The sequence below is a fragment of the Knoellia sp. 3-2P3 genome (assembly GCF_029223115.1).
Classification (GTDB): Bacteria; Actinomycetota; Actinomycetes; order Actinomycetales; family Dermatophilaceae; genus Pedococcus_A.
In genome coordinates, this window is sequence record NZ_JARGZE010000003.1 from 159,798 (window position 1) to 185,507 (window position 25,710).

A 25,710-nucleotide genomic window follows, 5' to 3' on the forward strand; every position below is an offset into this window, starting at 1 on the left:
CGGCCAGCATGGGGCGGCGCGCGGCTCCCGGGGAGGGGCCTAGGTCCCGCGGGCCGGGCCCGTGGCTGGTAGAAACGCTGCATGAGCCCCCTGGAGCTGGAGCGCAACGAGTCGTGGCTGTCCCGTGAGGAGCTCGAGTCGGTGCGCGGCCGCATGCCGATCCTCTACGTCGACGCCGTGCCCGTGCGGGTCGACGCCACCGGCGCGGCGGTCCGCGTGGGGCTGCTGCTGCGGGCCTCGAGCGGGGGCAGCATCAACCGCGAGCTCGTCTCCGGGCGGGTGCTCTACCACGAGCGGGTGCGCGACGCCCTGACCAGGCACCTCGAGAAGGACCTCGGGCCGATGTGCCTGCCGCGCATCCCGACCAGCCCGCAGCCGTTCACGGTGGCGGAGTACTTCCCCACGCCGGGGGTGACGCCCTACCACGACCCGCGCCAGCACGCGGTGTCACTGGCCTTCGTCGTGCCGGTGGCCGGTGACTGCGAGCCGCAGCAGGACGCGCTCGACCTCGCCTGGCTGAGCCTCGACGAGGCGGCCGACCCGGGGCTGCTGCAGGAGATGGACGGCGGCCACGGGGTGCTGCTGCGCCAGGCCCTGGCCCATCTCGGACACCGCGTCTGACGCCAGCCCGGCCTGCCCCCGAACGTCAGGCGGGGGCGGCGCCCCGGCGCCGGCGCACCTCCTCCTCGTCCATCGCGTTGGCCTCCTCGAGGGTGGGGGCCGTGCCCCCGAGCCGCACCGGCAGGAGGTGCCGCTCGGTCGGCGGCAGCGGCGGGTAGGCGTCCTGGTCGGCGTGCAGCTGGGCGGTCATCCGCTCGCGCAGCAGGGTGTTGGCCTCCTCGGCAGCCGCGGCCCCCTTCCCGACGGTGATCGGCTCGCCGACGGTCATGAAGATCGGGGTGTTGGTGCGGCCCAGCCGCTTGGGGTGGCCCTTGGTCCACACCCGCTGGGAGCCCCAGATGGTGACGGGGAGGACGGGCACCCCGGCGGCCTGCGCCATGCGGATGGTGCCCGACTTGAAGTCCTTGAGCTCGAAGGAGCGCGAGATGGTCGCCTCCGGGAAGACGCCGACGATCTCGCCCGCCTTGAGGGCGTCGACCGCTGCCCGGAAGGAGGTCGCCCCGGCCTCACGGTCGACCGGGATGTGCTTCATACCGCGCATGAGGGGCCCGGCCACCTTGTTGCGCCAGATGGACTCCTTGGCCATGAATCGCACCAGGCGCCCGGAGGGGCGGGCGGCCAGCCCGGCATACGTGAAGTCCATGTAGCCGGTGTGGTTGATCGCGAAGACCGCACCCCCGGTGCGCGGCACGTTCTCGGCGCCCCGGATCCGGAACTTCAGGCCCTGCGCGGCGAAGACGAGGCGCGCGGCCCCGATGACGGTGGTGTAGACCGGCTCCATGGGCACACCCTAGAGGCCGGAACCGGTTGGTAGGGACGTGGCCGGTGATGGGAGGATTCCGCCCATGACCACCTCTGCTCAGACCACCCGCGCTGCCGCCATCCCGGAGAAGCCGTCGATCGACGGGCTCGAGGACAAGTGGGCGCCGGTATGGGAGGAGCAGGGCACCTACCGCTTCGACCGCGAGCGCGCCCTCGCCGCGCCCCGTGAGGCGGTCTACGCCATCGACACCCCGCCGCCCACCGCGTCGGGCTCGTTGCACGTCGGACACGTGTTCTCCTACACCCACACCGACTGCATCGCCCGCTACAAGCGCATGACCGGCCTCGAGGTCTTCTACCCGATGGGCTGGGACGACAACGGCCTGCCCACCGAGCGCCGCGTGCAGAACTACTACGGCGTCCGCGGCGACGCCACGCTCCCCTACGAGCCCGGCTTCGTGCCCCCGCAGGAGGGTGGCCAGGGCAAGAGCACCAAGGCGGCCGACCAGAAGCCGATCTCCCGGCAGAACTTCATCGAGCTGTGCGACATCCTCACCGTCAAGGACGAGGAGACCTTCGAGGCGCTGTGGCGCAGGCTCGGCCTGTCGGTCGACTGGAAGGTCAACTACCGCACCATCGACGCCAACTCCCGCGCCACCGCGCAGCAGGCGTTCCTGCGCAACCTCGCCCGTGGCGAGGCGTATGCCGCCGAGGCGCCCGGGCTGTGGGACGTCACCTTCCAGAGCGCCGTGGCCCAGGCCGAGCTCGAGGCGCGCGACTACCCGGGCCACTACCACCGGGTGGCCTTCCACCGCACCGACGGTTCCGGCCCGGTCTTCATCGAGACGACCCGTCCCGAGCTGATCCCCTCCTGCGTGGCGCTCATCGCCCACCCCGACGACGAGCGGTATGCCGCGCTCTTCGGCACCACGGTCACCTCACCGCTGTTCGGGGTCGAGGTGCCGGTGCTCGCCCACCCGCTCGCCGAGATGGAGAAGGGCGCGGGCATCGCGATGTGCTGCACCTTCGGCGACCTCACCGACGTGCAGTGGTGGCGCGAGCTCGACCTGCCGACCCGCTCGGTCATCACCCGCACCGGGCGCATCCAGGCCGAGACGCCCGAGTGGATCGAGTCCGGTGAGGGCAAGGAGCTCTTCAGCGAGATCGCCACCAAGACGACGCACACGGCGCGCACGCTCATCGTCGACGCCCTGCGCGAGTCCGGCGACCTCGACGGCGAGCCGAAGCCGACCCAGCGCAAGGCGAACTTCTACGAGAAGGGCGACAAGCCGCTCGAGATCGTGACCTCGCGCCAGTGGTACATCAGGAACGGCGGCCGCGACGCCGAGCTCAACGCCGCGCTGGTCGAGCGGGGCCGCGAGCTCGACTTCCACCCCTCGTTCATGCGCACCCGCTACGAGAACTGGGTCGGGGGCCTCAACGGCGACTGGCTCATCAGCCGCCAGCGCTTCTTCGGCGTCCCGATCCCGGTCTGGTACCCCCTGGACGAGCAGGGCGAGCCCGACTACGCCCACCCGATCGTCCCCGACGAGTCCGAGCTGCCGGTCGACCCGGTGGCGCAGGCACCCCGCGGCTACGAGGAGTCGCAGCGCGGCCAGGCCGGCGGCTTCGTCGGCGACCCCGACATCATGGACACCTGGGCGACCTCGTCACTCTCACCGCAGATCGCCCTCGGCTGGCGGGAGGACCCGGAGCTCTTCGAGACGCTCTTCCCCATGGACCTGCGCCCGCAGGGGCAGGACATCATCCGCACCTGGCTCTTCGCCACGGTCGTGCGCGCGCATCTCGAGCACGGCTCGCTGCCGTGGACCAACGCGGCCATCAGCGGCTGGATCCTCGACCCCGACCGCAAGAAGATGAGCAAGTCCAAGGGCAACGCCGAGACGCCGGAGGACGTCGTCCGCCAGCACGGGGCCGACGCGGTGCGCTACTGGGCGGCCTCGGCCAAGCTCGGCACCGACGCGGCCTACGACACGGGCCAGATGAAGGTCGGCCGCCGCCTGGCCATCAAGGTGCTCAACGCCACCAAGTTCGCGCTCTCCTTCGGGGAGGTGGAGGGCGACCTGCACGACGCCGTCACCCACCCGCTCGACCGGGCCATGCTCGCCGGGCTCTCCGACGTCGTGGCCAAGGCGACCGCCGGGTTCGAGGCCTACGACCACGCCCGGGCGCTGGAGGTCACCGAGAGCTTCTTCTGGACCTTCTGCGACGACTACCTCGAGCTGGTCAAGGACCGGGCCTACGGCGGTCAGGGTGAGGAGGCGGCGGCGTCCGCTCGGGCGGGTCTGCGCCTGGCGCTCGACGTGCTGCTGCGGCTGCTGGCGCCGTTCCTGCCCTACTCCACCGAGGAGGTGTGGTCGTGGTTCCACGAGGGGTCGGTGCACCGGGCCGCGTGGCCGACAGCGGCCGACCTCGGCGACCTCGGTGCCGCCGACGCGGCGCTGCTCGGTGCCGTCGGCGAGGCCCTGGCGGGCGTCCGCAAGGCCAAGTCGGAGGCCAAGGTCGGCATGCGCGCCGAGGTGTCGTCGATCGTGCTGGCCGGACCGCAGGACTGGTGCGACCGGGTGCGCACCGCCGAGGCGGACCTGCGCGCCGCCGGCCGGGTGACCGGAAGCCTCGACTACGCCGAGGCGGAGACCCCGGAGGTCCGTGACGCGGTGCTCATCCCGGTGGAGAAGCCGAAGGCCTGAACCCGGCGCGTGCCGTCGGGCTGGACGGCGAACCACGGGACGTCCCAGCCCGACAGCCGCAGCCGGCGCTCGGCGAAGCTGTCCGCGTCGAGCAGGCTGACCAAGCCGGTGGCCGGGTCGTAGACGTCGAGGACCTGGTCGCCGTCGCCGGGCAGCACGAGCACCACGTGCCGGGGCAGCACGGCGCTGCCGGCGTACAGCAGTGCCGGCTCGCCCTCGTCGACCACGTCCACCAGGCGGGCGTGGGCCGCGCGCAGCCGGCTCCTCAGGTCGCCGCGCAGCACCGCCACCGTGTAGCGGGTGCCGCGGCGGGAGGCGCCGAACTCGAGTTCCTTCCTCGCACCCCAGGGCGGGGTGCCCAGTGCCCTGGGCCAGGGCACGTTGAGGCGCCGGCCCCCGGCATACAGGCGGTTGGTGCGGTTCATGACCACCCGCTCGTAGGCCGCGAACCGCTCCGCCTCGGTGTCCCCCGGGGGCGCGTCGACGCGCGGGCCCTCGCCGGTGGTGATCCAGCGGGCGAACTGCGGGTTGACCAGCATGCGCGCCACGGTGAGGCAGGCGGCCCCACAGCTGACCGTGCTCTGCTGCACCGGGCCCTGGTCACCTGCGCGCAGGCGGTAGCCGTAGCCGGTGGTCATGGGCCCATCTTTGCCCGCCCGCCCACCGCCGTCCACCGTGCGGTGTGACAGACGGTGCGCCGAGCTGCGGCAAACAGGTAACAAACTCGTATCCGTGGGCCCGCGGCGTCCGCCTCGTCGCCTAAGGTCGGGCGTCGTGAGGCGGGGACGGTTGCTGATGTTGGTGGGGGCGGTCACCACGCTGTTCGTCGGCGCGTGGGTGGCCTCGGCCGGCCCGGTGGCCCTCTTCCGACGCCAGAACCTGAGCGGCTTCAGCGAGCGCAGCGCGCGCGGCTCGGACTTCGAGGAGTGGAGCAACGTGCCCCCACCGCCGAAGAAGATCTACAGCTCGGCCGACGCCAACGAGACCGTCGTCGCCGTCATCGTCTGGGGTCTGCGGCTCCTCATCGTCGCCATCGTGGTGACGGTGCTCTTCCTGGTGGTCCGCGAGCTCTGGCAGCGCCGGCCGGTGCCGGTCGAGGAGCCCGAGCCCGGTGCGGCGCTCGAGACCCTGCCCGAGGTGCTGCTCGAGGGCGCCGCGTCCCGCATGGAGCACCTCGAGACCGGCACCCCCACCGACGCGATCGTGGCGTGCTGGGTCCGGCTCGAGGAGGAGGTCGCCGCGGCGGGCCTGAAGGAGGACCGCTCACGCACCTCCTCGGAGGTGGTGGCCGAGGTGCTCGCCGAGCACGACGTCGACGCCGTGGCCCTCGCCGAGCTCGCGTCCCTCTACCGCGAGGCCCGGTTCTCCGAGCACGCGCTGACCGAGGCGCACCGAGCGCGGGCACGCGACGCGCTCACCACCGTGCACGTCGACCTGCGCCGGGCGGCGACCAAGGAGGCCCTGCGCGCATGAGCCCACGCTCCCGCAGCCGGGCGGACCTTCCGCCCGTCAACCCGCTGCTCATCGCGGCCGCCGGCGCGGTGGTGCTCGGCGTGGCCACCGTCGGCGTCTCCTGGCTGACCAGCCCCGGGCTGCTGCTCGCGACGCTCGCCGTCGTGGGCAGCGTCGCGGTGCTCACCCAGCGCCTCGCGCAGTCGCAGAAACCGCTGCACTGGCAGACCCAGCTGCTCGACTCCGACGCCGAGCGCGGAGCAGACGCCCGCGTCTCCGGCCTGCGCCAGCAGGTCGAGCTGGCCGCGAGGGGCAACGCCGAGAGCCACGAGCGCCTGCACGCCCTGCTCGCCGAACTGGCCGCCGAGCGCCTGCGTGACCACCGGGGCCTCGAGCCCTCCGACCCCGAGGCGACGGCCCTGCTCGGCCCCGACCTCACGGCATACCTCGCCGGGCGCCCCACGGGACGCCTGACCACCGACCAGCTGCACCGCCACGTCCAGAAACTCGAGGAGCTCTCGTGACCACCGTCTACTCCCTCCCCCAGGTCTGCGACCAGGCCCAGCGCATCCTCGCCGAGGTGGAGCGCGCCGTCGTCGGCAAGCGACGGGCCGCCGAGCTCGTGCTCTCGGGCATCCTGGCCGGCGGGCACGTGCTCATGGAGGACTTCCCCGGCCTCGGCAAGACGCTGGCGGCGCGCTCCTTCGCGCAGGCGCTCGGGCTCGGTTTCGCCCGTGCCCAGTTCACGCCCGACCTGCTGCCCTCCGACCTGACGGGCTCGTTCCTCTACGACCAGCGCAGCCACGAGTTCACCTTCCGCCAGGGGCCGCTGTTCACCGGCCTGCTGCTCGCCGACGAGATCAACCGCACGCCCCCCAAGACGCAGTCGGCCCTGCTCGAGGCGATGCAGGAGGGCCAGGTGACGGTCGAGGGCGAGACCTTCCCGCTGCCCCAGCCGTTCCACGTGCTCGCGACCGCCAACCCGGTGGAGTACGAGGGCACCTACCCGCTGCCCGAGGCCCAGCTCGACCGCTTCCTGCTGCGGGTCAACTTCGGCTACCCGACGCCGCAGGAGGAGTGGGAGGTGCTCCAGCGCCGCATGGCCCGCCGCCAGGAGGCCCAGACGGTCGGCCAGGTCACCGACGCCGAGGGGCTGCTCGCCATGCAGCAGGCCATCGAGGGCGTCACCGTCGACGAGACGGTGGGCCAGTACTGCGTCAGGCTCGTCGACGCCACCCGCCGTCACCAGCACCTGCTCATGGGCTCCTCGCCGCGTGGCTCGCTCGCCCTGCTCCTGACCGCCCGCGCGTATGCCGTCGTGCAGGGCCGCGACTACGTCACCCCCGAGGACGTCAAGGCCGTGGCGCACGCCGCCCTCGACCACCGCGTGACCGTGCGGCCGGAGCTGTGGATGAACGAGGTGACCTCGTCGAGCGTCGTCGAGTCGATCCTGTCGTCGACGCCCACCCCCGGCGCCACGACCGTCGCGGCCTCCGCGGCGAAGCCCTCGGCGTTCGAGCGGCCGGCCTCGGCGCCCACCCGCCGGTGACCGCTCCCGCCGAGCTCGCCGAGGAGCTCGCCCCGGTCCGGGCGACGTGGCGGCCCACCCCCGCCCTCACCAGGGCCACGGTGGTGGGGCTCGCCCTCGTCGTGTTCGGCGTGCTCGTGCGACGGCCCGAGCTGCTCGTCCTCGGCACCCCCCTGTTCCTCGTCTCGCTGTGGTCGTTCACCACCCGGCCCGAGCAGGCCCCCGTCGTCGCCGCCGGTCCGCGCCACCTCACCCTCCGCGAGGGACAGGCCACCCGGTGGGTCGCCGAGGTGCAGCCGGCCCCGGGCGTCGAGGACGTCGGGTTGGCGCTGATGGGCACGCCGCACACCGAGTTCGAGCCGGCGACCCGAGCCGTGGCGACGGCGAGCGACGGCCAGGGGCCGGTCACCGCGGCCGTCGCCTGCCGCACCACCCGGTGGGGCCGCCGTCAGCTCGGCCCGGCCGTGCTCAGCATCTCGAGCGCCTTCGGCTCCCACCGGTGGGCACCCGACGTCGTCGAGTCCCAGCCGGTGACCACGGTGCCGCTGCCCGACACCTTCGCCGCCCGGGTGCCGGTGCCTCGCCCCGACGGCCTCGTGGGGCAGAACCGCTCCCACCACCCCGGCGACGGCGGGGAGTTCGCCGACATCCGGCAGTTCCGCTTCGGCGACCGGCTGCGCCGGGTGCACTGGCCGGTGAGCATCCGCACCGGGCAGCTGCACGTGACGTCGACGTACGCCGACCAGGACTCCGAGGTGGTCCTGCTCGTCGACGCGATGCACGACATCGGCACCAGCCAGGGCCTGGGCGGGCGCAGCAGCAGCCTCGACAACTCCGTCCGCGCGGCCGGCGCCATCGCCGAGCACTACCTGCGCACCGGAGACCGGGTCGGCCTGCGCGTGCTCGGTGCCCGCGGGGTGCCCGCGCTCGACTCGGCTGCCGGCAGGAGCCACCTGCGCCGGGTGCTCGACACGCTGGCGCGGACCACGGCTGGGCAGGGCACCGTCGCCGACGAGAAGCGGCTTCGCGGCCAGCTGCGGGCCCGGGTGCCCGCGGGCGCCCTGGTCGTCGTGCTGACCCCGGCCATCTCAGCCGACGTGCTCGGCCACGCGCTGGCCCTCTCGCGCCGCGGCATCTCCGTGATCGCCATCGACACCCTGCCCCCCGAGCTGGCCTCCGCCGACCTCGACCCGCACCTGCTCGAGACCCTCATGCTCGAGGCCGACAAGACGCCGGACGCCTCCCGGCTCGCCTGGCGGATCCGGCTGCTCGAGCGCGAGCACGAGATGCGCCGGGCTCGCGAGGCCGGCGTGCCGATCGTGCCCTGGGCTGGGCCGGGCACCCTCGACATCGTGCTGCGCGACCTCGGCCGCCGCTCGCGCGCCCCGCGGGTGGTGAGCCGGTGATGTCGACCTCCCACCGCGTGCTGCGCGTCGTCATGGCCCTGTCGTCGCTGGGGCTGGTCGCCCTCGTCTACGCCGCGGGCGGCGGCATCCACCTGCTCGCCCTGGCGCTCGCGGTGGCCACGCCGTATGCCGTGGCCCGCCCCGAGTCGGTCGCGGTCATCCTGCTGCTCGCAACCCACGCCGTGCACTGGGTGGGCTCGGCGCCGGTCCCGCGGGGCTGGGGATCCTGGCTGTGGCTCCTGCTCGGCGCGTGGCTCGCGCTGCTCGTGCACGTGAGCGCCGCGGCGGCGGTCACCTGGCCGTCGGTGGCAGCGGTCCCCCGGGCCGCGCTGCGTCGCTGGGGGCTGCGCACGGCCACGGTCGCCCTGGCCACCGTGCCGGTGTGGGCGGCGGCGGCGGCCACACGCGACCAGAGCCTGCGCGGCGAGGCGTCGATGACCTACGTGGCCCTGGCCGGGCTGACGCTGCTCGGCGCGGCGCTCTACCTCATCGCGCGCCAGTCACCCCTCGCCCGCCGCTGACCCCTCTGGGGCGAAGGCGCCGCGACACAGCGGTGCCGCGCGGCTGGGAGCCAGCCGCGCGGCATACCGGTGGGTGGGTCAGGCCGAGCGCTTGCGCGGCCGCTTGGCCGGCGCCTCGACCTCGTCGCGTCGCACGATGGTCGGCAGGACGTTCTCGAGCACGACCTCACGGGTGACGACCACCTTGGCGATGCCGTCGTCGCTGGGCACGTCGAACATCACGGGGAGCAGGACCTCCTCCATGATGGCGCGCAGGCCGCGGGCGCCGGTGCCCCGCTTGAGCGCCTGCTCGGCGACGGCCTCGATGGCCTCGTCGGTGAACTCGAGCTCGACGCCGTCGATCTCGAACATCTTCTTGTACTGCTTCACCAGCGCGTTGCGCGGCTCGGTGAGGATCTTGACCAGGGCGTCGCTGTCGAGCGGCGAGACCGTGGTGATGACCGGGAGGCGGCCGATGAACTCGGGGATCAGCCCGAACTTCATGAGGTCCTCGGGCATGACGTCGCCGTAGGACTCGGCGAGGTCCTTGGGCGTGTGCAGCTCGGAGCCGAAGCCGAGGCCCTTCTTGCCGTTGCGCGACTCGATGAGCTTCTCGAGCCCGGCGAACGCGCCGCCGACGATGAAGAGCACGTTCGTGGTGTCGATCTGGATGAACTCCTGGTGCGGGTGCTTGCGCCCGCCCTGCGGGGGCACCGACGCGGTGGTGCCCTCGAGGATCTTCAGCAGCGCCTGCTGCACGCCCTCGCCGGAGACGTCGCGGGTGATCGACGGGTTCTCGCTCTTGCGGGCGATCTTGTCGACCTCGTCGATGTAGATGATGCCCGTCTCGGCCTTCTTGACGTCGTAGTCGGCGGCCTGGATCAGCTTGAGCAGGATGTTCTCGACGTCCTCGCCGACGTAGCCGGCCTCGGTGAGCGCAGTGGCGTCGGCGATCGCGAAGGGCACGTTGAGCATGCGGGCCAGCGTCTGGGCGAGGTAGGTCTTGCCGCAGCCGGTGGGGCCGATGAGCAGGATGTTGGACTTGGCGATGTCGACCGACTCGGCGTCCTTCTTGCTGGTGGCCTCGCCGGCCTGGATGCGCTTGTAGTGGTTGTAGACGGCCACCGCGAGCGCCTTCTTGGCGACGTCCTGGCCGATCACGTAGCTCTGGAGGAACTCGAAGATCTCGCGCGGCTTGGGCAGCTCGTCGAGGCCGAGCTCGGAGGACTCGGCGAGCTCCTCCTCGATGATCTCGTTGCAGAGGTCGATGCACTCGTCACAGATGTAGACGCCCGGGCCGGCGATCAGCTTCTTGACCTGCTTCTGGCTCTTGCCGCAGAACGAGCACTTCAGCAGGTCGCCACCGTCTCCCATGCGTGCCACGTGACGGTCCTCCTCTAGTGGGTGTGCAACTGCAACGACGTCGGGCAGACGCTACCCGTCCACCCGGCCCGCAGGCTCCATTGAACGCCCCGAGTCGGCCCTGAGTCGCGTTTGTCCGCTGACAGCGGACAAGACCCGCGGTTGCCTTCCGGGCGGATTTTCGTATCCTTTTCAACGAGGGGAGTACTTCCCACGAGCCGCACCGGTCAGTACGAGCGTCCAGACGTCGCTCCCGGTGCGGCGCCGCGTTCGGCACTCCCGCCGACAGCGGTGAAGGAGACCTCAGCTCGTCACGACGACCTGAGGACCACCATGTCACCATCCCTCCTTGCCGCTGCCGCCGACCCCGGGGCCGCCGGCAGCTCGATCGGCACCCCCGCTCTCTGGGGCGTCAGCATCGCCGCCGTCCTGGCCCTCGTGGTGCTCGACTTCCTGCTCACCCGCAAGCCGCACGAGGTCTCCATGCGCGAGGCGATCGGCTGGTCGGCCTTCTACATCGCCCTGCCCGTGGCCTTCGGCGCCTGGATCTGGAGCCGGCACGGCAGCCAGATCGGGCTCGAGTTCTACACCGGCTACCTGGTCGAGAAGTCGCTCTCGGTCGACAACCTGTTCGTCTTCATGCTGCTGCTGGCCGCGTTCGCGGTGCCGAAGGAGCTGCAGCAGCGGGTGCTGCTCATCGGCGTCGTCGGCGCGCTCGCCCTGCGCGGCGTGTTCATCGCCCTCGGCGCGCAGATGCTGGCCCACTTCGACTGGACCTTCCTGCTCTTCGGCCTGGTCCTCCTCGTCACGGGCGTGAAGCTGCTGCGTGACGCGGTGCAGGGCGCCGACCACGAGATCGACATCTCGCGGATGCGCAGTGTGCGACTGCTCCGGCGGGTCATGCCGGTCAAGGACGACTACCACGGCACCCGCATGACCGTGCGTGACGGTGGCCGCCGGGCCCTCACCCCGCTGGCGCTGGTCACCGTGGCCATCCTCGCCACCGACATCGTCTTCGCCGTCGACTCCGTGCCCGCCGTCTACGGCATCACCGGCGACCCGTACCTCGTCTTCGCGACCAACGCGTTCGCCCTCCTCGGGCTGCGCGCCCTCTACTTCGTGCTGGAGGGCGCCCTGTCCAAGCTGGTCCACCTCGGCTACGGCCTGGCTGCGATCCTGGGCTTCATCGGCGTCAAGCTCGTGCTCCACTGGGCGCACGGCATCTGGCCGGCCACCCCGGAGGTGCCGACGCTCCTCTCGCTGGGCGTCATCGTGGGCATCCTCGCCATCGTCACCGTGACCAGCCTGCGAGCCAGCCGGCGTGCCGAGCTCGCGGCCGTGGAGGCGCGCACGCAGGGCGCCTCCGAACAGGAGCGCGAGCCGGAGCCGGAGCCGGAGCCGGAGGCGGAGCCCGCCGGCCGCCACTGACCGGCCGTCCCCCGCACCCGGACGAACGAGGTGCCGCCCGCCTCGGTGAGCGGGCGGCGCCTCGGTGGGCGGTTGACGGACCCCAGCCGCCACGGTGCGCCCGCACGGTGACCAGTCCCCTGCCCCACCCGGGTGGGTGGAAATGACACCGGGGGTGCCTAGACCCGTATGGCTCGGCGCGCGACCGTGGAAGGGCAGGGATTGCCACCGAACCGCTGAGGAGAGAGCCATGAACACGGTGTTCCGTGTCCTCGCCGCGACGGGTGCAGCCAGCGTTGTCCCCCTCGCCCTGGCCGGGCCCGCCCAGGCCACCACGCAGAACCACGACTCCGGCTACGGCTGGGTCAGGGTCTGCCAGAAGATCCACAACTTCGACCACGACCGCGACTACTGGGGCGACTACGGCATCCGCGACTCGTCCCACCGCCACAAGACCGTGACGCTGGGGGGCAGGCCCTGGGACTGCGAGACCACGCGGGTCAGGACGGGCTGGACCAAGGTCTACGTCATCGACTTCCCGAGCCACGCCTCCTTCGACCGGCACCAGGACGACAGCTACTGGTTCAAGGTGAAGAAGGGCGACACCTACACCGTGTGGTTCAGCTACCACGCCCGTGGCAACAGCAAGGACCCGCACGAGTGGCGCGCAGCCTGACTCCGCCCGGGCAAAAGGTATGCCGCCCGCTCGAGGTGAGCGGGCGGCATACGTCTGCCTGTGGCGGGGTCAGACCTCGAGGGAGGCCTTGCGCGAGGCGAGCACCTCGTCGATGAGGCCGTATTCCTTGGCCTCGCTCGCGCCGAGGATCTTGTCGCGCTCGATGTCCTCGTTGACCTGCTCCGGCGTGCGGCCGGTGTGGTGCGCGAGGGTCTCCTCGAGCCAGGTGCGCATGCGCAGCACCTCGTTGGCCTGGATCTCGATGTCGGACGCCTGCCCGTAGTCGCCGCCGGCGAGGGCCGGCTGGTGGATGAGGATGCGGGCGTTCGGCAGGGCGAAGCGCTTGCCCTGAGCGCCGGCGCCGAGGAGCACCGCCGCGGCGGAGGCGGCCTGGCCGACCACGAAGGTCTGCACGTCCGGGCGGATGTACTGCATCGTGTCGTAGATGGCCGTCATCGCGGTGAACGAGCCGCCGGGGCTGTTGATGTACATGAGGATGTCGCGGTCAGGGTCCTGCGACTCGAGCACGATCAGCTGGGCGATCACGTCGTCGGCCGAAGCGTCGTCGACCTGCACACCGAGGAAGATGATGCGGTCCTCGAACAGCTTGGTGTAGGGGTCGAGGCGCTTCATCCCGTAGGAGGTGCGCTCCTCGAACTGCGGCAGGATGTAACGGCTGCTGGGGCCCGGGACGTGCACGCCGCCGCCCATCTGCGGGAGGTGGAGGCCGCCGTTCTGGTTGTGCGTCATGGGATCTGCGTTCCTTCTCTGGCGGTCGGTCACTTGGTCCCGCCGGCACCCGGCGTCAGGGTGGCGTCGCTGAAGACGTGGTCGACGAAGCCGTACTCCTTGGCCTCCTCGGCGGTGAACCAGCGGTCGCGGTCGGAGTCCTTGGTGATCTGCTCGAGGCTCTGGCCGGTGTGCTCGGCGATGAGCTCGGCCATCTGCTTCTTGATGTGCAGCATCTGCTCGGCCTGGATCTTGATGTCCGACGCGGTGCCGCCGATGCCGCCCGAGGGCTGGTGCATCATCACGCGGGCGTGGGGCGTGGCGTAGCGCTTGCCCTTGGTGCCGGCGCTGAGCAGGAACTGCCCCATCGAGGCGGCCAGGCCCATCGCCACGGTGGCGACGTCGTTGGGCACCCACTTCATGGTGTCGTAGATGGCCATGCCCGCGGTGACCGAGCCACCCGGGGAGTTGATGTAGAGCCAGATGTCCTTGTCGGGGTCCTCGGCGGCGAGCAGCAGGAGCTGCGCGCAGATGGCGTTCGCGTTCTCGTCGCGCACGTCCGAGCCCAGGAAGATGATCCGCTCCTTGAGCAGGCGGTTGTAGATGTGGTCGTCCAGACCACCCTGCGGCCCGTTCTGGGCCACGATCTCAGTGCTGCTCACCATGTCTCCGTTCAGGCTGGTTGCGCTTGCTGGCTGGTTGCTCACGCTGACCCTAACGCCCGCGTCCGCGGCGGAAGTCCCCAGATGTGTCGATGTTCGCCGTCAGCGCACAAGCGGGTATGCCGCGTGGTCGCCGCCGCGTGCCCACTCGGGCCCGCACCCAGCGCGCCGGGAGGTCGGCTACTCGGCTGCGGCAACCGCTGCCTCGTCCTGCGCGCGGACGTGCTCGGGCTCGCGGACGGCGGGCAGCACCAGCAGCGCCACGACGAGCAGGGCGCCCACGGCCAGCAGGGCCCTGAGGATGCCGAAGTGGTCACCGAGTAGGCCCAGCAGCGGCGGCCCGGCGATGAAGGCGGTGTAGCCGATCGTCGCGACCACCGAGATCCGGGCGGCGGCCCGCTCGGGCTCGTCGGCCGCGGCGCTCATGCCGACCGGGAAGCCCAGCGAGACACCCACACCCCAGATGGCGGCGCCGAGGTAGGCGAGCGGCACCGTGCCGAAGACGACGAGCAGGCTCCCGATGCCGGCGACGACGAGCATCACCCTCAGCACCGCCACCCGTCCGAAGCGGTCGAGCAGGCCGGTGCCGGCGACGCGGCCCAGGGTCATGAAGGACAGGAAGGTGGCGAAGGCCAGCACGCCGGCCCAGGTGGGAAGGCCGTAACCCTCGACGAACGCGACGGAGACCCAGTCGTTGGCGGTGCCCTCGGTGAAGGCGGCGACCAGCGTGAGCACGCCGATCATCAGCGTGCGGCGCTCGGTCCAGGCCGACAGCACACCCAGGCGGGCACGGCCGCCGGAGACGGCCGGGTCCTCCGCGCCGGACGCGGCATCCGCGTCGCCCCCGGACTCGAGGGCGCGCGGCAGGAACGAACGGGCGGCCCACAGGCAGACGGCGACGATGACGACCACGGCGGCCAGCAGGTGAACCGTCAGGGGAACCTGCTGCCAGGCCATGAGGGCGCCGATGAGCGCGCTGACGACGGTGCCCCCGGAGAAGGCGGCGTGGAAGCGCGGCATGATGTTGCGCCCGAGCAGGCGCTCGACGCTGGCGCCCTCGAGGTTCATGCCGACGTCCCAGACCCCGACGCCGAGGCCGAGCAGGAACAGGCCGAGCGCGACCAGCCACCGCTCCCCCACGACGTCGACGCCGACGCCGATCACGGTGGCGCCGACCGCCGTCGAGCCGAGGCCGAGGGCCACCGAGCCGGCGGCGCCGATGCGGTGCGAGATCCACCCGGAGGCGGGGAGGCCCACGATCGACCCGGCCGAGAGGGCGAGCAGTGTGGTGCCGAGCTGTCCGGCGCTGAGGCCGAGGGTCTGCTTGACGTCGGGGATGCGCGACGCCCAGGTGGCGAAGGCCATGCCGTTCATCGCGAAGATGATGAAGACGGCGTTGCGGGCCGCCAGGAGGCGCTCGGTGCTGAGGGTGGGCTGCTGGGTCACGGGCACGGCTCGCTCGGAAGATCTGGTCGGTGGAAGTCGCGGTCGAATCGATTCGACCGAATCGATTCGATAGTGTGTCGCCCATGGCCGCCACCCGTCAAGCCCGCGCCACCCTGCGCGAGGTCGCCGACCGGGCCGGCGTCTCCACCTCCACGGCCTCGCTGGTGTTCAGCGGCAAGGGCCCGGTGGCGGACGAGACCGCCGAGCGGGTGCGCAGGGCCGCGACCGACCTCGGCTACACCGGGCCCAACCCGCTGGCCTCCTCGCTGCGCCACGGCCGGGCCGGCGTGGTCGGCGTCATCGTCGAGGGACGCCTGCTGCACGCCTTCCGCGACCCGTTCGCCGTCAGCGTGCTCGACGGCCTCGCCCAGCAGCTCGACGCCATCCCCGCCGGGATGCTGCTCATCGCCCAGCCCCAGGACGACCCCGGGCGCATCGTCCCCCAGCTCGCCGGCTACGCCCTCGACGCGGTCGTGTTCTCGCTGTGCGGGCCCATGCTCAACCCGGTGGTCGACCACCTCGCGGCGCGCGGCATCCCCATGGTCGGCAACGGCTCACCGGACGACCCGCGCGTGGCCCAGATCCGGCTCGACGAGCGCGGCGCGAGCGCCTCTGCCGCGCGCCACCTGCACGACCTCGGCCACCGCCGCGTCGGCCACGTCGCCATGCAGCTTCGTGCCGACAGCGCCACCGCGCCCTTCCTCTCCTCCGACCTCGCCTCCGCGGAGTACGCCGACGCCCGCGACCGCGCGCTCGGTTTCCTCGACGTCTTCGGCGACGGGGCGCCCATGGTCGAGACCGCGATCCCCGACGTCGACGAGGGCCGCCGCGCCGGCCGGCTGCTGCTCGATGTGCCACCGGAGCAGCGCCCCACCGCGGTCGTCGCGCAGTCGGACCTGCTGGCGCTCGGCGTCGTCCGGGCCGCCGAGGACCTCGGGCTCCGCGTGCCCGAAGACGTCAGCGTCACGGGCTTCGACGGCATCGACCTGCCCTGGTACGCCGGCACGCTGACGACGGTGCTGCAGCACGGCGAGGAGAAGGGACAGCAGCTCGGCGCCATGGTCCAGGCACTGCTGGCCGGGGACACCGTGGCCGACCTCGTGATGCCCACCGAGCTCCGTGTGGGCACCACGACGGCTCCCCCGGCGCCGACCCCCGGCGCCACCGCCTGAACGGCGGTCAGTTCCCCAGCGCCTGCGCGCCACCCTCGGCACCCGCGCCCTCGGCGTGCCGGAGCGCCACGACGTGGACCGTCAGGAAGTGCCGTCCGTCGGGAGAGGTCATGGCCCCCTCGAAGTCGGCGAGCTCCTCGGTCACGATGCCCGCGTGGGCCTCCCACGCAGAGCCGGCGCGCAGCACGTCCCAGACGTGCTCGAGGCGGTACGAGGCCTCCCACGCCGGGACCTCGGGTGCACAGCGGCACAGCGCGATGACGAGCTGGTCGGGGTCCGCGGTCGAACCGACCTCGACCTGGTCGAAGTAGCCACTCTCCTCGAGCTCGCCTCGAAGCCCGGACTCGAGCTCGAGCACTTCGAGGGAGCCCGCGGGAACGGCGTTCTCCTGCACCGCGGTGCGGAGTTTGTGGAACGAGGTGACGTCCATGGCGCGATGGTCTGGCGGGCAGCGGTCCGCGTCCAGAGCCCAGACCAGATCCGTCCGTTCAGCGGACCGCAAGTCGGACAGGTCCGACTTGACGTCACGCACAACGGCGTAGGCCGCGGCTGGACGGTGTCCAGCCACGGCCTACGTCGAACGTGGGAGAGCTCAGGCCTTGTCGGCTGCGCCCTCGGAGGCCTCGTCGGCAGCCTCGGGCTGCTCGCCCTCGGCCGGCTCGGCGAGGTCCTCGGCCACGTGCTCGAGGCCGGGACGCTCGTTGAGCTCGTTCAGGTCGACGGTGTTGCCGTCGGAGTCGACGATGGTGACCTTCTCCAGGACCGCGGCAAGGGCCTTGCGGCGGGCCACCTCGGCGACCATCGCGGGCACCTGGCCCTGCTGGTCGATGGCCTGGGCGAACTGGTTCGGGTCCATGCCGTACTGCTGCGCCGACATCACGAGGTACTCGATGAGCTCGGGCTGCTCGACGGACACCTCCTCGGCCTCGGCGATGGCGTCGAGCAGGAACTGGGTCTTGAGGGCCTTGCGGGTGTTCTCCTCGACCTCGGCGCGGTGCTCGTCGTCCTCGAGGCGGTCCTCGTTCTCGAGGTGGGCGCGCACCTCGGCCTCGACGATGGAGTCGGGCACGGGGATCTCGACGGTCTCGAGGAGGTGCTCGAGCACCTTGTCGCGGGCCTGGACGCCCTGCTCGAACTTCTTCGCACGCTCGGCCTGCTTGGTGACGTCGGCCTTGAGCTCGTCGAGGGTGTCGAACTCCGAGGCCAGCTGCGCGAAGTCGTCGTCGAGCTCGGGCAGCTCGCGGACCTTGACCGACTGCACGGTCACGGTGACGTCGGCGTCCTCGCCCTCGCGGTCGCCGCCGGCGAGCGGGGCGCGGAAGGACTTGGTCTCGCCGGCGGACATGCCGACGAGGGCCTCGTCCATGCCGTCGAGCATGTTGCCGGAGCCGACCTCGTAGGAGATGCCGGTGACGGCGTCGATCTCCTCGTCGCCGATCTTGGCGTCGAGGTCGATGGAGACGAAGTCGCCGGTCTCGACGGCGCGGTCGACACCCTTGAGGGTGCCGAAGCGCTCACGCAGCGAGGTGAGGCGCTCCTCGATGTCCTCGTCGGCGACCTCGACCTTGTCGACCTCGTGCTTCATGCTCGCGTAGTCGGGCAGGGTGATCTCGGGGCGGACGTCCACCTCGACGGTGAACTTCAGCTCCTGGCCGTCCTCGGCCGGCACCTCGGTGACGTCGACCTCGGGCTGCCCGATCGGCCGCACGCTGTTCTCCTCGACGGCCTGGCCGTAGAACTGCGGGAGCGCCTCGTTGACGGCCTCCTGCAGCACGGCGCCGCGGCCGACACGCTGGTCGATGATGCGGGCGGGGATCTTGCCCTTGCGGAAGCCGGGGACCTGGATCTGGGAGCCGATGGTCTTGTACGCCGCGTCGAGGCTCGGCTTGAGCTCCTCGAACGGGACCTCCACGGTCAGCTTGACCCGGGTCGGGTTGAGGGTCTCGACGGCACTCTTCACTGCGGGGTACTCCAGGATCGTGGGTGACAGGGGATGCCGGGGCCGACGCCGGGTGCGGCGTCCTGACCGGGCCAAAAGCACATCGTAGCCGTCCCGAGCCACAGCACCGAATGCGCCCTAGGGTGCTGACATGGACAGCAACGCCACACCCGCCCCACCAGCACCGATCGCCGCGCTGCGCACCCTGGCCGGCGCCCTCATGAGCGCCGTCGTCATGATCGGCGTGGTCGCGTTCATGGTCCTCGGAACGGCGGGGTACCCGCCGGTCTGGGTCGCCGCTGGCCTGGGAGTCCTGGCCGTGGGCGCGCACGCGGTGGTGGAGGTCGTCGGCTACCGGTGGCCCGCGCTGCGACCCGCCACCCCGGCCGAGGAGGCGGCGGCGGCCGGCGTCGCGGCATACCGGTCCCTCATGATGGTGCGCTTCGCCCTGTGCGAGGCGGTCGCGATCATCGCCCTCGCCGCGGCCTTCGTCGTGGAGCCGCAGACCGCCAAGACCTACCTGGTCGGGGGCACGCTCTCGCTGCTGCTCCTGCTGTGGCACGTCTGGCCGAGTGAGCGCATCACCCGGCGGCTCGAGCAGGCGCTCGACCGCGACGGGGGCCGCTCGGGACTGGCCGACGCGCTGCAGGGCCGGCAGCCGGGCAGCGCCCTGCTCTGAGTGGCCCTTCCGGGGGGTTACCGCACCGCCCCTGCGGGTCTACCGTCGGCAGATGAGGCTGTTCAAGCGGACGGCCACGACGGGGGTCGTGCCCGACCAGGAGGACCCCGTCGTGCGGCAGTACCGGTACCTGCTGCGTTCGGCGCCCACCGACGCCCTCGAGCACGTGCACCTCGAGGCGCTCGCCGAGGTGTCGTCCGACGACCGGGCCACGGTGCTCCGCACGGTGCAGGAGCAGCTGGTTGCCGGGCTGCGCCTGGAGCCCGACGACATCCCGCACCTCTCCCGCCTCGTGGTGCTCGGCGAACGGCGCTCCCCCGGCGCGCTGCTGCGGCACTGCCCTGCCGAACCGCTGCGGCGGCTGGCCGACGCGGCCCTGCTGTCCGAGGCGGCCTTCGGCCTCCTCACCGGGTATGCCGCGTGGGACGGGCTCGACCCGGCACCGGCACCGGAGGAGGAGTGGCAGGCGCGCCAGCATCGCAACTGGAGCGACCCGGCGGACCACCCCTACGCCTTCGGCAACAACAACGGTTACCTGGGCACAGGCGGAGGCGGCGACGGCGGCGGCTGAGCGGCTCGGCGGGCCGAGCCGTGCACGTCGCCTTATGTTCGGGGCATGGCTGACAACACGGTCCACCACACCTGGGACGTCATCGTCATCGGCGCCGGACCCGTCGGGGAGAACGCGGCCGACCGGGTCCGCAAGGCAGGCCTGACGGTCGCCGTCGTCGAGAAGCACCTCGTCGGTGGCGAGTGCAGCTTCTACGCCTGCTCCCCCAGCAAGGCGCTGCTGCGGCCGGTGCTGGTGACGCAGGCCTCCCAGCGCGTGCAGGGCTCGAAGGGTGCCGAGATCGACCGCGAGGGCGTTCTCGACCGCCGCGACACCTGGATCGACGGCCTGAGCGACAGGGGCGCAGTGGGCTGGCTGGAGAAGGTGGGCATCGACCTGGTGCGCGGTTCGGGACGCCTGGTGGGTGAGCGACGCGTGGAGGTGGACGGCCGGGTCCACGCGGCGCGGAACGCCGTCATCGTGGCCACCGGCACCGCACCGCTGGTGCCCGACCTGCCCGGCCTGCGCGACGCGAACCCCTGGACGAACCGGGAGGCCACCACCTCCCGTCGCGTCCCCGAGCGCCTCATCGTGCTCGGCGGCGGCCCGGTGGCCTGCGAGCTCGCGGTGGTCTACGCCGCCCTCGGGTCGGCGGTCACGATCATCGAGCAGCAGGACCGCCTGCTCGGCCGCATGGAGCCGTTCGCGTCCGAGGCCGTGGCCAAGGGGCTGCGCGACCGTGGGGTCGACGTGCGCACGGGCACGGCCGCGAGCAAGGTCTCCCGGCTCGGGCCCACCGGCGAGGTCACGGTCGACCTCGAGCAGGGCGGCAGCATCTCGGCCGACGAGATCCTGGTGGCGGTCGGGCGCGTGCCCAACACCGGCGACCTCGGGCTCGACACCGTCGGTGCGCTCACCGACGACCAGGGCTTCCTGCGGGTGAACGACCGCATGGAGGTCGAGGGCGCCGCCGGCGCACGGCCGTGGCTGTATGCCGTCGGCGACGTCAACGGGATCGCCCTCCTGACCCACATGGGCAAGTACCAGGGGCGCGCCTGCGGAGACCTCGTCGCGGCGCGCGCGACGGACCGGCCCGTGGACGAAGCGTCGATGACTCCCTGGGCCGAGGACCTCGGGACCGTGCAGGTCGTCTGGACCGACCCCGAGGTGGCCGCCAGCGGCCTGACCGAGGAGCAGGCCCGCGAGCGCGGCCTCCGGGTGCGGGTCGTCGACGTCCCGATGGACAAGGCCGCCGGCTCAGGGCTGCAGGCCGAGGGCTACCAGGGGCAGGCGCGCATGGTCGTCGACGAGGACGCCGGCACCATCGTCGGCGTGACCCTGGTCGGACAGGACGTCGCCGAGCTGATCCACCCGGCCACCGTCGCCATCGTGGCCAGGGTGCCGTTGACGACGCTGTGGCACGCCGTGCCGGCCTTCCCGTCGATGAGCGAGATCTGGCTGCGCCTGCTCGAGAAGTACGGGATCTGACCTGCGGAACCTGCGTCCGCTAAGCACCTGAAAGTCCCTTTCGCCCGGTAGCGTCCCGCGGAGGCTCCCACCGGGGCTCCGTACAGCGAAAGGTATTGACGATGCGAAGAACCTCTTCCCTGCGCCTGGCCGTCGTGGGGGCCGCGGCAGCGGCCGTCCTGGCCACCGGCGCCGCGTCCGGCGCAGTGAGCGCCGCGCCGACCGGCGGACCCTCTGCCGGCGCAGCAGCCTGCGAACCCGGCAGCACGCTGGGCACTGCTGCCCGCGTCGCCGACGGCGCCACCGCGGAGGAGCCGAAGCTCTACCCGGACAACGAGGCCAAGGCATACGGGGTCCTGCCCGACTCGGCCTACCTCGGCGACGGGACGGTCAACGTGGAGACGGTCTTCCACTCCATCTCGGACCACCCCCTGACCGCGGCCGAGACGCAGCGGATGACGACCATGATCAACGACCAGATGGACGTCCTCAACGCCGCGTTCTCTGGTCAGACCGCAGCGGCCGCCGCGGACACCCCGTTCCGGTTCTCGCTGGCCAAGATCAACTGGGTCGTGGACCCCAGCTGGTACACCGTGGTGCCCGGCAAGAACGAGCGTGACATGAAGGCGGCCCTCCACGAAGGCGACTCCCGAACGCTCAACGTCTACTCCGCCGACATCGGCGGCGGGCTGCTCGGCTGGGCCTACTTCCCCAAGGGCTACAACAACGGCCGCGACTACATCGACGGCGTGGTGCTCCTCGACGAGTCGATGCCCGGTGGCACGGCGGGCAAGTACGCCCTCGGCGACACCCTGACCCACGAGGTCGGCCACTGGCTGATGCTGGAGCACACCTTCGCCCACGGCTGCTCGGCCTCGGGCGACTACGTCGCCGACACCCCGAAGGAGGCCCAGCCGCAGTTCAACTGCCCGGTGGGAGCCGACACCTGCGCCGCGCCGGGCAACGACCCGATCCACAACTTCATGGACTACACGCAGGACTCCTGCATGGACATGTTCACGCGCGGCCAGGCCGAGCGGATGAGCGACGCGTGGGTCGCCTTCCGCGCCAGTGGGGCCGGAAGCAAGGGCTGAGAGCCTTCCCCGGTCGAGGTGGAGACGCCGAGGAAACCCGGCGTCTCCACCTCGAACCACGATGTGGTGGTCGGGGTAGCCGGATTTGAACCGGCGGCCTTCCGCTCCCAAAGCGGACGCGCTACCAACCTGCGCCATACCCCGTTCCCGGCGAGCCGATTTCAGCACTCGCGAGAGCGGGCATTAGGCTAGCGCCTCGGATCCTCGGCCCCCGGCCGGGGTCCACGCGGGTGTAGCTCAATGGTAGAGCCCCAGTCTTCCAAACTGGCTACGCGAGTTCGATTCTCGTCACCCGCTCCACCCACGAAGCCGCAGGTCAAGGCCCTCCCCCGACCTGCGGCTTCGTCGTGTTCCGCTAGGGACCTGCGGCCCTGCCGAGCGGCGGGTCGGGGGGCATCGTGAACGGGTGGACCAGCGACCGCCTGCTTCACGCGTGCCTCCCGAACTGTCGGACGGGTGCAGTGGCCGGGTGGTCGTGCTCTCGCACTGCCTGCTCAACCAGAACACCCGGTACCCCGGCGGTGCCGCGTGCCCGGGCGCGGTTACGGCGGCCCTGCGGCCGTACATGGACGCTGGGGTGGGGCTGGTGCAGATGCCGTGCCCGGAGCAGCGCTCATGGGGCGGGGTGCGCCGGCCGCCGATGTTGTGGGCGCTCGCCCACCGGAGGGTGACGGCTGTGGCTCCGCTGGTGCTGCCGGTGATCGAGCGGTACCTGCGGTGGCGGTACTCCCGCCCGGCCCGCACCGTGGTGCGCGATGTCGCCGACGCTGCCGGAGCGGGCGTGGACGTGGTGGCCGTGGTGGGGGTCGCAGGCTCGCCGAGCTGCGGTGTGAGGACCACGATGGATCTCGGTGTGGCCGCGCGTCGGGTCGGCCGGTCGAGCCACGACCTCACACGTGGCTGGTTGACCGACGAGGTGGTCGCAGCTGCGGAGCGACCCGGGTCAGGGACTGTTCACCACCGCGCTGCAGCGGCAGCTCGCCCGACGCCACCTGGACGTGCCGTTCACCGAGCACAGGCTCCCCGACCCAGGCGACCCGGGAACCCCGTAACTGCAGACGGAGGGCTCAGTCGCGGCGCAGCGCCCGGGCAATGGCGCCGGTGGCGTACAGCCCTTCCATGGCGGCGCCCGGGGAGACCAGCCCGGATACCGGCGACAGCACGACGTGCTCGAGCCCGGCCTCCTGGTACTCGCGCAGCCGGCGCACCGCCTGCTCGACGGTGCCCCACAGGAGCGGCCCCCGGGTGAGGAGCTCGGTCGGGACGGCTGCGATGGCGCGCTCGAGGTCGGCCCTGCCCTGCTGCTCGGGCAGGTACTGCCCGAGGCCGGTGAAGTCGTCCCCGAACGGGTGGGTGGCCCCGACGGCCCGCCACTGGGCAGCGGGCACGACGAGCGCGAGAGCCCGGATGGGGCCGGTGTCGAGCATGGCGCGGGCCCGGGCCTCGGTGCGGCCGATGACGGTGAACCGGTGCAGTGCCGCGGTGACGGAGGCGGGGTTGCGGCCGACCGCGCCGGCGGCGTCCCGAACCGTGGCCAGCTGGGTCGCGTACTGCTCGGGGCTGGTGACCATGGTCGGGTACCAGCCGTCGCCGTACCGGCCGACCAGCCTCAGGGTGCGGGGCCCGTGCGCGGCGACCCACACCCTCGGGTTCCGGCCCTTGGGGGCGCGCAGGTCCACGCGGGCGTCGTCGAGGCGGAAGTGCCGTCCGGTGAAGTTCAGCGGACCGGGCGCACCGGCGTCCAGACAGAGTCGGATGATCTGCAGCGCCTCCTCGAGCCGACTGGTGCGCCCGGCGTACTCGAGCCCGTAGGGCGTGATGTTGAGCAGCTCCCCGGACCCGATGCCGAGCACCGGGGCCCGGTCGGTCATGTGCGCGACGGTCATCAGGGACTGGGCGATAACGACGGGGTGACGTCGGATGGGGTCGGTGACGCCGACGCCGAGCTGCAGACGGCCGGCCCGGGAGGCGACCCAGCCCATGAGCGCCTGGTAGTCGAGGTGGTCGTGCGGGGTGGGCTTGCGCTTGGCCAGCCAGGTGAAGTCCTGGTCCCAGAGCACGCTGGGAAAGAGGTTCTGGAAGTGGTCGATGACCATGACCGAGTCCAGCCGCATCGCCCGAGCCGCCAGCAGGTAGGCCCGCGCTGCGCTCAGGGGCGGTTGGGTGCCCAGCTGCAACCCGACCCGCACCCGTCCGCTCAACGGGACCGCCCCCCGCTGAGGACGGCACCGAGCCGGGCGAACTCGGTGCGCACGTGGTCATCGAGGTCGGCGGCGAAGCGACTGGACAGGTAGAGCCCGAAGAGCGGATCGGCGACCCGGCCGGGCCCTGCCCACCCCGCCCGGACCGTGTGGCGCACCCGCACGGAGGGGACCTCGTCGCTGCAGGCAGGGGCGTCCTCGAGGTCGAGGCGCAGGCGCACCGGCAGCGGCACGCCCTGGTGCAGCTGCCACACGACCCGACGGTCCGCGACGACCTCGACGACCTTTCCGGCGAACCTCAGCCGCCGCCGTCCGACCCGCTCGTCCATCAGGACCCGGTCGCCCACGTGGTCGGGCCGGCGGCTGCGGAACGTGACGTGGAACCGGTCGTGCACCCCTGGCCACCACGACCGGTACGCCGAGTCTGTCGGCTCCAGCATGAACCGCAGCACCTCACCCGCGCGGGCCCCGGGCACCACGGCTGTCGAGACGAGCTCGAGCACGATGCCACCTCCCGTCACAGGGACGAGCCTCGAGCCGCACCCGCGTGCAGGCTCCGGCCCCCAACGTCGCCCGGCACAGCCGTCGTCGCCAGTGGCCAAGGTCCCGGGGCGGGACCCGGGGGGACTCAGCCCGTGCGCCGCCCGCCCGAGAGCCGCACGACGGCCCGCAGGTCGGTGACGGACCGTCCCGCGGCGAGGCCCTTGGCCTCGAACCCGTCGTGGGGCCGCCACGCCGGACGCGCGGCCGCGCCGACCGCGAACCCGCGGTGGGCCTCGAGCTCGTCGAGGGCGTGCGCGGCATAGCTCTGATGGTCGGTCGCGACGAGCAGCGCGCCGCCCGGCTCGAGCCGGTCGGCGATGAGGTCGAGGGTGTGCTCGCGGATGAAGCGCCGCTTGAGGTGCCGCGCCTTGGGCCACGGGTCGGGGAAGAACAGGTGCACCGCGTGCAGCGAGCGCGGGGCGATGCGCGTCTCGAGCAGCGCGACCGCGTCACCGATGTGGGCCCACAGGTTCCGCACTCCCCGCGCGTCGGCCGCCGCGAGCATGCGCGCAACCCCTGGTGGGTGGACGTCCACGGCGAGGACGTCGTGCCCGGGGTGCTCCACGGCATACGCGATGGCGGCCGCTCCGTGGCCGCAGCCGATGTCGAGCACGAGCGGGGCTCGGCGACCGAACGCCGCCTCGGGCTCGAGCGGTCCCTCCGGTATGCCGTGCCGCGGCCCGAGCTCCGCGAGCCGGCTCTGGGTGAGCGGGGACATCCGGCCGCGACGGGCGTTGTAGGTGCGCACGCGAGGCTGACTGGTCACGGGCGTCAAGGGTAGGTCACCGCAGGACCTGCCCTGA

The 25,710-nt window shown here is 72.1% G+C and carries 25 protein-coding genes and 2 tRNA genes; 15 read left to right on the forward strand and 12 right to left on the reverse strand.

Annotated features, from left to right (window positions below; genetic code table 11):
• Positions 1–81: 81 nt before the first annotated feature.
• Positions 82–621, forward strand: a complete 540-nt coding sequence (locus P0Y31_RS10915) for an NUDIX hydrolase family protein (RefSeq protein ID WP_275869273.1) — start codon at positions 82–84, stop codon at positions 619–621.
• Positions 622–646: 25 nt separating this feature from the next.
• Here P0Y31_RS10915 and P0Y31_RS10920 read toward each other — a convergent pair whose 3' ends face one another.
• The gene (locus P0Y31_RS10920; RefSeq protein WP_275869275.1) at positions 647–1,402 is read right to left on the reverse strand and encodes a lysophospholipid acyltransferase family protein; all 756 of its coding nucleotides are present in this window, start codon (positions 1,400–1,402) and stop codon (positions 647–649) included.
• Between the two features lie 64 nt (positions 1,403–1,466).
• Between P0Y31_RS10920 and valS the strand changes: the two genes are divergently transcribed.
• Entirely contained in the window at positions 1,467–4,094 is a 2,628-nt protein-coding gene (valS, locus tag P0Y31_RS10925) for a valine--tRNA ligase (protein ID WP_275869276.1), read from the forward strand.
• Here valS and P0Y31_RS10930 read toward each other — a convergent pair.
• Positions 4,025–4,732: a hypothetical protein gene (locus P0Y31_RS10930; RefSeq protein WP_275869277.1), complete on the reverse strand. Its 708-nt coding sequence runs from the start codon at positions 4,730–4,732 to the stop codon at positions 4,025–4,027. The two genes, valS and P0Y31_RS10930, sit on opposite strands and share 70 nt — an antisense overlap.
• Positions 4,733–4,868: 136 nt before the next feature.
• Here P0Y31_RS10930 and P0Y31_RS10935 point away from each other — a divergent pair, with 136 nt between their 5' ends.
• The 5 genes from P0Y31_RS10935 to P0Y31_RS10955 are packed head-to-tail and all read left to right on the forward strand — an operon-like array spanning position 4,869 to position 9,001.
• Complete coding sequence (locus tag P0Y31_RS10935) at positions 4,869–5,567, forward strand: DUF4129 domain-containing protein (protein WP_275869278.1); 699 nt, start codon at positions 4,869–4,871, stop codon at positions 5,565–5,567.
• Positions 5,564–6,070: a hypothetical protein gene (locus P0Y31_RS10940; protein ID WP_275869279.1), complete on the forward strand. Its 507-nt coding sequence runs from the start codon at positions 5,564–5,566 to the stop codon at positions 6,068–6,070. The genes P0Y31_RS10935 and P0Y31_RS10940 overlap by 4 nt, the downstream gene beginning before the upstream one ends.
• Positions 6,067–7,095 carry a MoxR family ATPase gene (locus P0Y31_RS10945; protein WP_275869280.1) on the forward strand — a complete coding sequence of 343 codons (1,029 nt, stop codon included), beginning with the start codon at positions 6,067–6,069 and terminating at the stop codon, positions 7,093–7,095. Before P0Y31_RS10940 ends, P0Y31_RS10945 begins: the two co-directional genes overlap by 4 nt.
• On the forward strand, positions 7,092–8,480 hold the full coding sequence (locus tag P0Y31_RS10950) for a DUF58 domain-containing protein (RefSeq protein ID WP_275869282.1): 1,389 nt from the start codon (positions 7,092–7,094) through the stop codon (positions 8,478–8,480). The genes P0Y31_RS10945 and P0Y31_RS10950 overlap by 4 nt, the downstream gene beginning before the upstream one ends.
• Positions 8,480–9,001 carry a hypothetical protein gene (locus tag P0Y31_RS10955; RefSeq protein ID WP_275869284.1) on the forward strand — a complete coding sequence of 174 codons (522 nt, stop codon included), beginning with the start codon at positions 8,480–8,482 and terminating at the stop codon, positions 8,999–9,001. Before P0Y31_RS10950 ends, P0Y31_RS10955 begins: the two co-directional genes overlap by 1 nt.
• 78 nt (positions 9,002–9,079) lie before the next feature.
• Here the strand turns inward: P0Y31_RS10955 and clpX are convergent, their stop codons facing one another.
• Positions 9,080–10,363, reverse strand: coding sequence for an ATP-dependent Clp protease ATP-binding subunit ClpX (gene clpX, locus P0Y31_RS10960; protein WP_275809048.1), 1,284 nt, complete (start codon positions 10,361–10,363; stop codon positions 9,080–9,082).
• A 312-nt stretch (positions 10,364–10,675) separates the two neighbouring features.
• On the opposite strand from clpX, the gene P0Y31_RS10965 reads away from it, so the two are divergent.
• Positions 10,676–11,770: a TerC family protein gene (locus P0Y31_RS10965; protein WP_275869286.1), complete on the forward strand. Its 1,095-nt coding sequence runs from the start codon at positions 10,676–10,678 to the stop codon at positions 11,768–11,770.
• A gap of 229 nt (positions 11,771–11,999) precedes the next feature.
• Complete coding sequence (locus tag P0Y31_RS10970; protein ID WP_275869288.1) at positions 12,000–12,425, forward strand: hypothetical protein; 426 nt, start codon at positions 12,000–12,002, stop codon at positions 12,423–12,425.
• 69 nt (positions 12,426–12,494) lie between these two features.
• On the opposite strand, the gene P0Y31_RS10975 is transcribed toward P0Y31_RS10970, so the two are convergent.
• The 3 genes from P0Y31_RS10975 to P0Y31_RS10985 all read right to left on the reverse strand — a co-directional run bounded on the left by P0Y31_RS10975 (position 12,495) and on the right by P0Y31_RS10985 (position 15,328).
• On the reverse strand, positions 12,495–13,136 hold the full coding sequence (locus P0Y31_RS10975; protein WP_275869826.1) for an ATP-dependent Clp protease proteolytic subunit: 642 nt from the start codon (positions 13,134–13,136) through the stop codon (positions 12,495–12,497).
• 68 nt (positions 13,137–13,204) lie between these two features.
• Positions 13,205–13,819 (reverse strand): ATP-dependent Clp protease proteolytic subunit, encoded by a 615-nt coding sequence (locus P0Y31_RS10980; RefSeq protein ID WP_275809056.1) that lies wholly within the window; start codon positions 13,817–13,819, stop codon positions 13,205–13,207.
• 177 nt (positions 13,820–13,996) lie between these two features.
• The gene (locus tag P0Y31_RS10985; RefSeq protein ID WP_345803637.1) at positions 13,997–15,328 is read right to left on the reverse strand and encodes an MFS transporter; all 1,332 of its coding nucleotides are present in this window, start codon (positions 15,326–15,328) and stop codon (positions 13,997–13,999) included.
• A gap of 17 nt (positions 15,329–15,345) precedes the next feature.
• On the opposite strand from P0Y31_RS10985, the gene P0Y31_RS10990 reads away from it, so the two are divergent.
• Positions 15,346–16,434, forward strand: a complete 1,089-nt coding sequence (locus P0Y31_RS10990) for a LacI family DNA-binding transcriptional regulator (RefSeq protein ID WP_275869292.1) — start codon at positions 15,346–15,348, stop codon at positions 16,432–16,434.
• A gap of 7 nt (positions 16,435–16,441) precedes the next feature.
• Here P0Y31_RS10990 and P0Y31_RS10995 read toward each other — a convergent pair whose 3' ends face one another.
• Both P0Y31_RS10995 and tig read right to left on the reverse strand, forming a co-directional pair.
• The gene (locus P0Y31_RS10995; protein ID WP_275869294.1) at positions 16,442–16,864 is read right to left on the reverse strand and encodes a hypothetical protein; all 423 of its coding nucleotides are present in this window, start codon (positions 16,862–16,864) and stop codon (positions 16,442–16,444) included.
• A 162-nt stretch (positions 16,865–17,026) separates the two neighbouring features.
• Complete coding sequence (tig, locus tag P0Y31_RS11000) at positions 17,027–18,394, reverse strand: trigger factor (RefSeq protein ID WP_275869296.1); 1,368 nt, start codon at positions 18,392–18,394, stop codon at positions 17,027–17,029.
• A 130-nt stretch (positions 18,395–18,524) separates the two neighbouring features.
• On the opposite strand from tig, the gene P0Y31_RS11005 reads away from it, so the two are divergent.
• The 4 genes from P0Y31_RS11005 to P0Y31_RS11020 all read left to right on the forward strand — a co-directional run bounded on the left by P0Y31_RS11005 (position 18,525) and on the right by P0Y31_RS11020 (position 22,163).
• On the forward strand, positions 18,525–19,052 hold the full coding sequence (locus P0Y31_RS11005; protein WP_275869298.1) for a hypothetical protein: 528 nt from the start codon (positions 18,525–18,527) through the stop codon (positions 19,050–19,052).
• A gap of 52 nt (positions 19,053–19,104) precedes the next feature.
• Positions 19,105–19,623 carry a hypothetical protein gene (locus P0Y31_RS11010; protein WP_275869300.1) on the forward strand — a complete coding sequence of 173 codons (519 nt, stop codon included), beginning with the start codon at positions 19,105–19,107 and terminating at the stop codon, positions 19,621–19,623.
• 45 nt (positions 19,624–19,668) lie between these two features.
• Positions 19,669–21,090, forward strand: a complete 1,422-nt coding sequence (locus P0Y31_RS11015) for an NAD(P)/FAD-dependent oxidoreductase (protein WP_275869302.1) — start codon at positions 19,669–19,671, stop codon at positions 21,088–21,090.
• 101 nt (positions 21,091–21,191) lie between these two features.
• A complete protein-coding gene (locus P0Y31_RS11020; protein WP_275869304.1) occupies positions 21,192–22,163 on the forward strand; it encodes a zinc metalloprotease in 972 nt (323 codons plus the stop codon).
• Between the two features lie 67 nt (positions 22,164–22,230).
• Here the strand turns inward: P0Y31_RS11020 and P0Y31_RS11025 are convergent.
• Positions 22,231–22,307 (reverse strand) — tRNA-Pro (locus P0Y31_RS11025).
• Between the two features lie 82 nt (positions 22,308–22,389).
• Here P0Y31_RS11025 and P0Y31_RS11030 point away from each other — a divergent pair.
• A tRNA-Gly gene (locus tag P0Y31_RS11030) sits at positions 22,390–22,463 on the forward strand.
• Between the two features lie 767 nt (positions 22,464–23,230).
• On the opposite strand, the gene P0Y31_RS11035 is transcribed toward P0Y31_RS11030, so the two are convergent.
• The 3 genes from P0Y31_RS11035 to trmB form a co-directional block, all read right to left on the reverse strand.
• Positions 23,231–24,364, reverse strand: a complete 1,134-nt coding sequence (locus P0Y31_RS11035; protein ID WP_275869306.1) for an LLM class flavin-dependent oxidoreductase — start codon at positions 24,362–24,364, stop codon at positions 23,231–23,233.
• Entirely contained in the window at positions 24,361–24,885 is a 525-nt protein-coding gene (locus P0Y31_RS11040) for a hypothetical protein (protein ID WP_275869308.1), read from the reverse strand. The genes P0Y31_RS11035 and P0Y31_RS11040 overlap by 4 nt, the downstream gene beginning before the upstream one ends.
• A gap of 107 nt (positions 24,886–24,992) precedes the next feature.
• On the reverse strand, positions 24,993–25,673 hold the full coding sequence (gene trmB / locus P0Y31_RS11045; protein WP_275869310.1) for a tRNA (guanosine(46)-N7)-methyltransferase TrmB: 681 nt from the start codon (positions 25,671–25,673) through the stop codon (positions 24,993–24,995).
• Between the last annotated feature and the right edge of the window lie 37 nt (positions 25,674–25,710).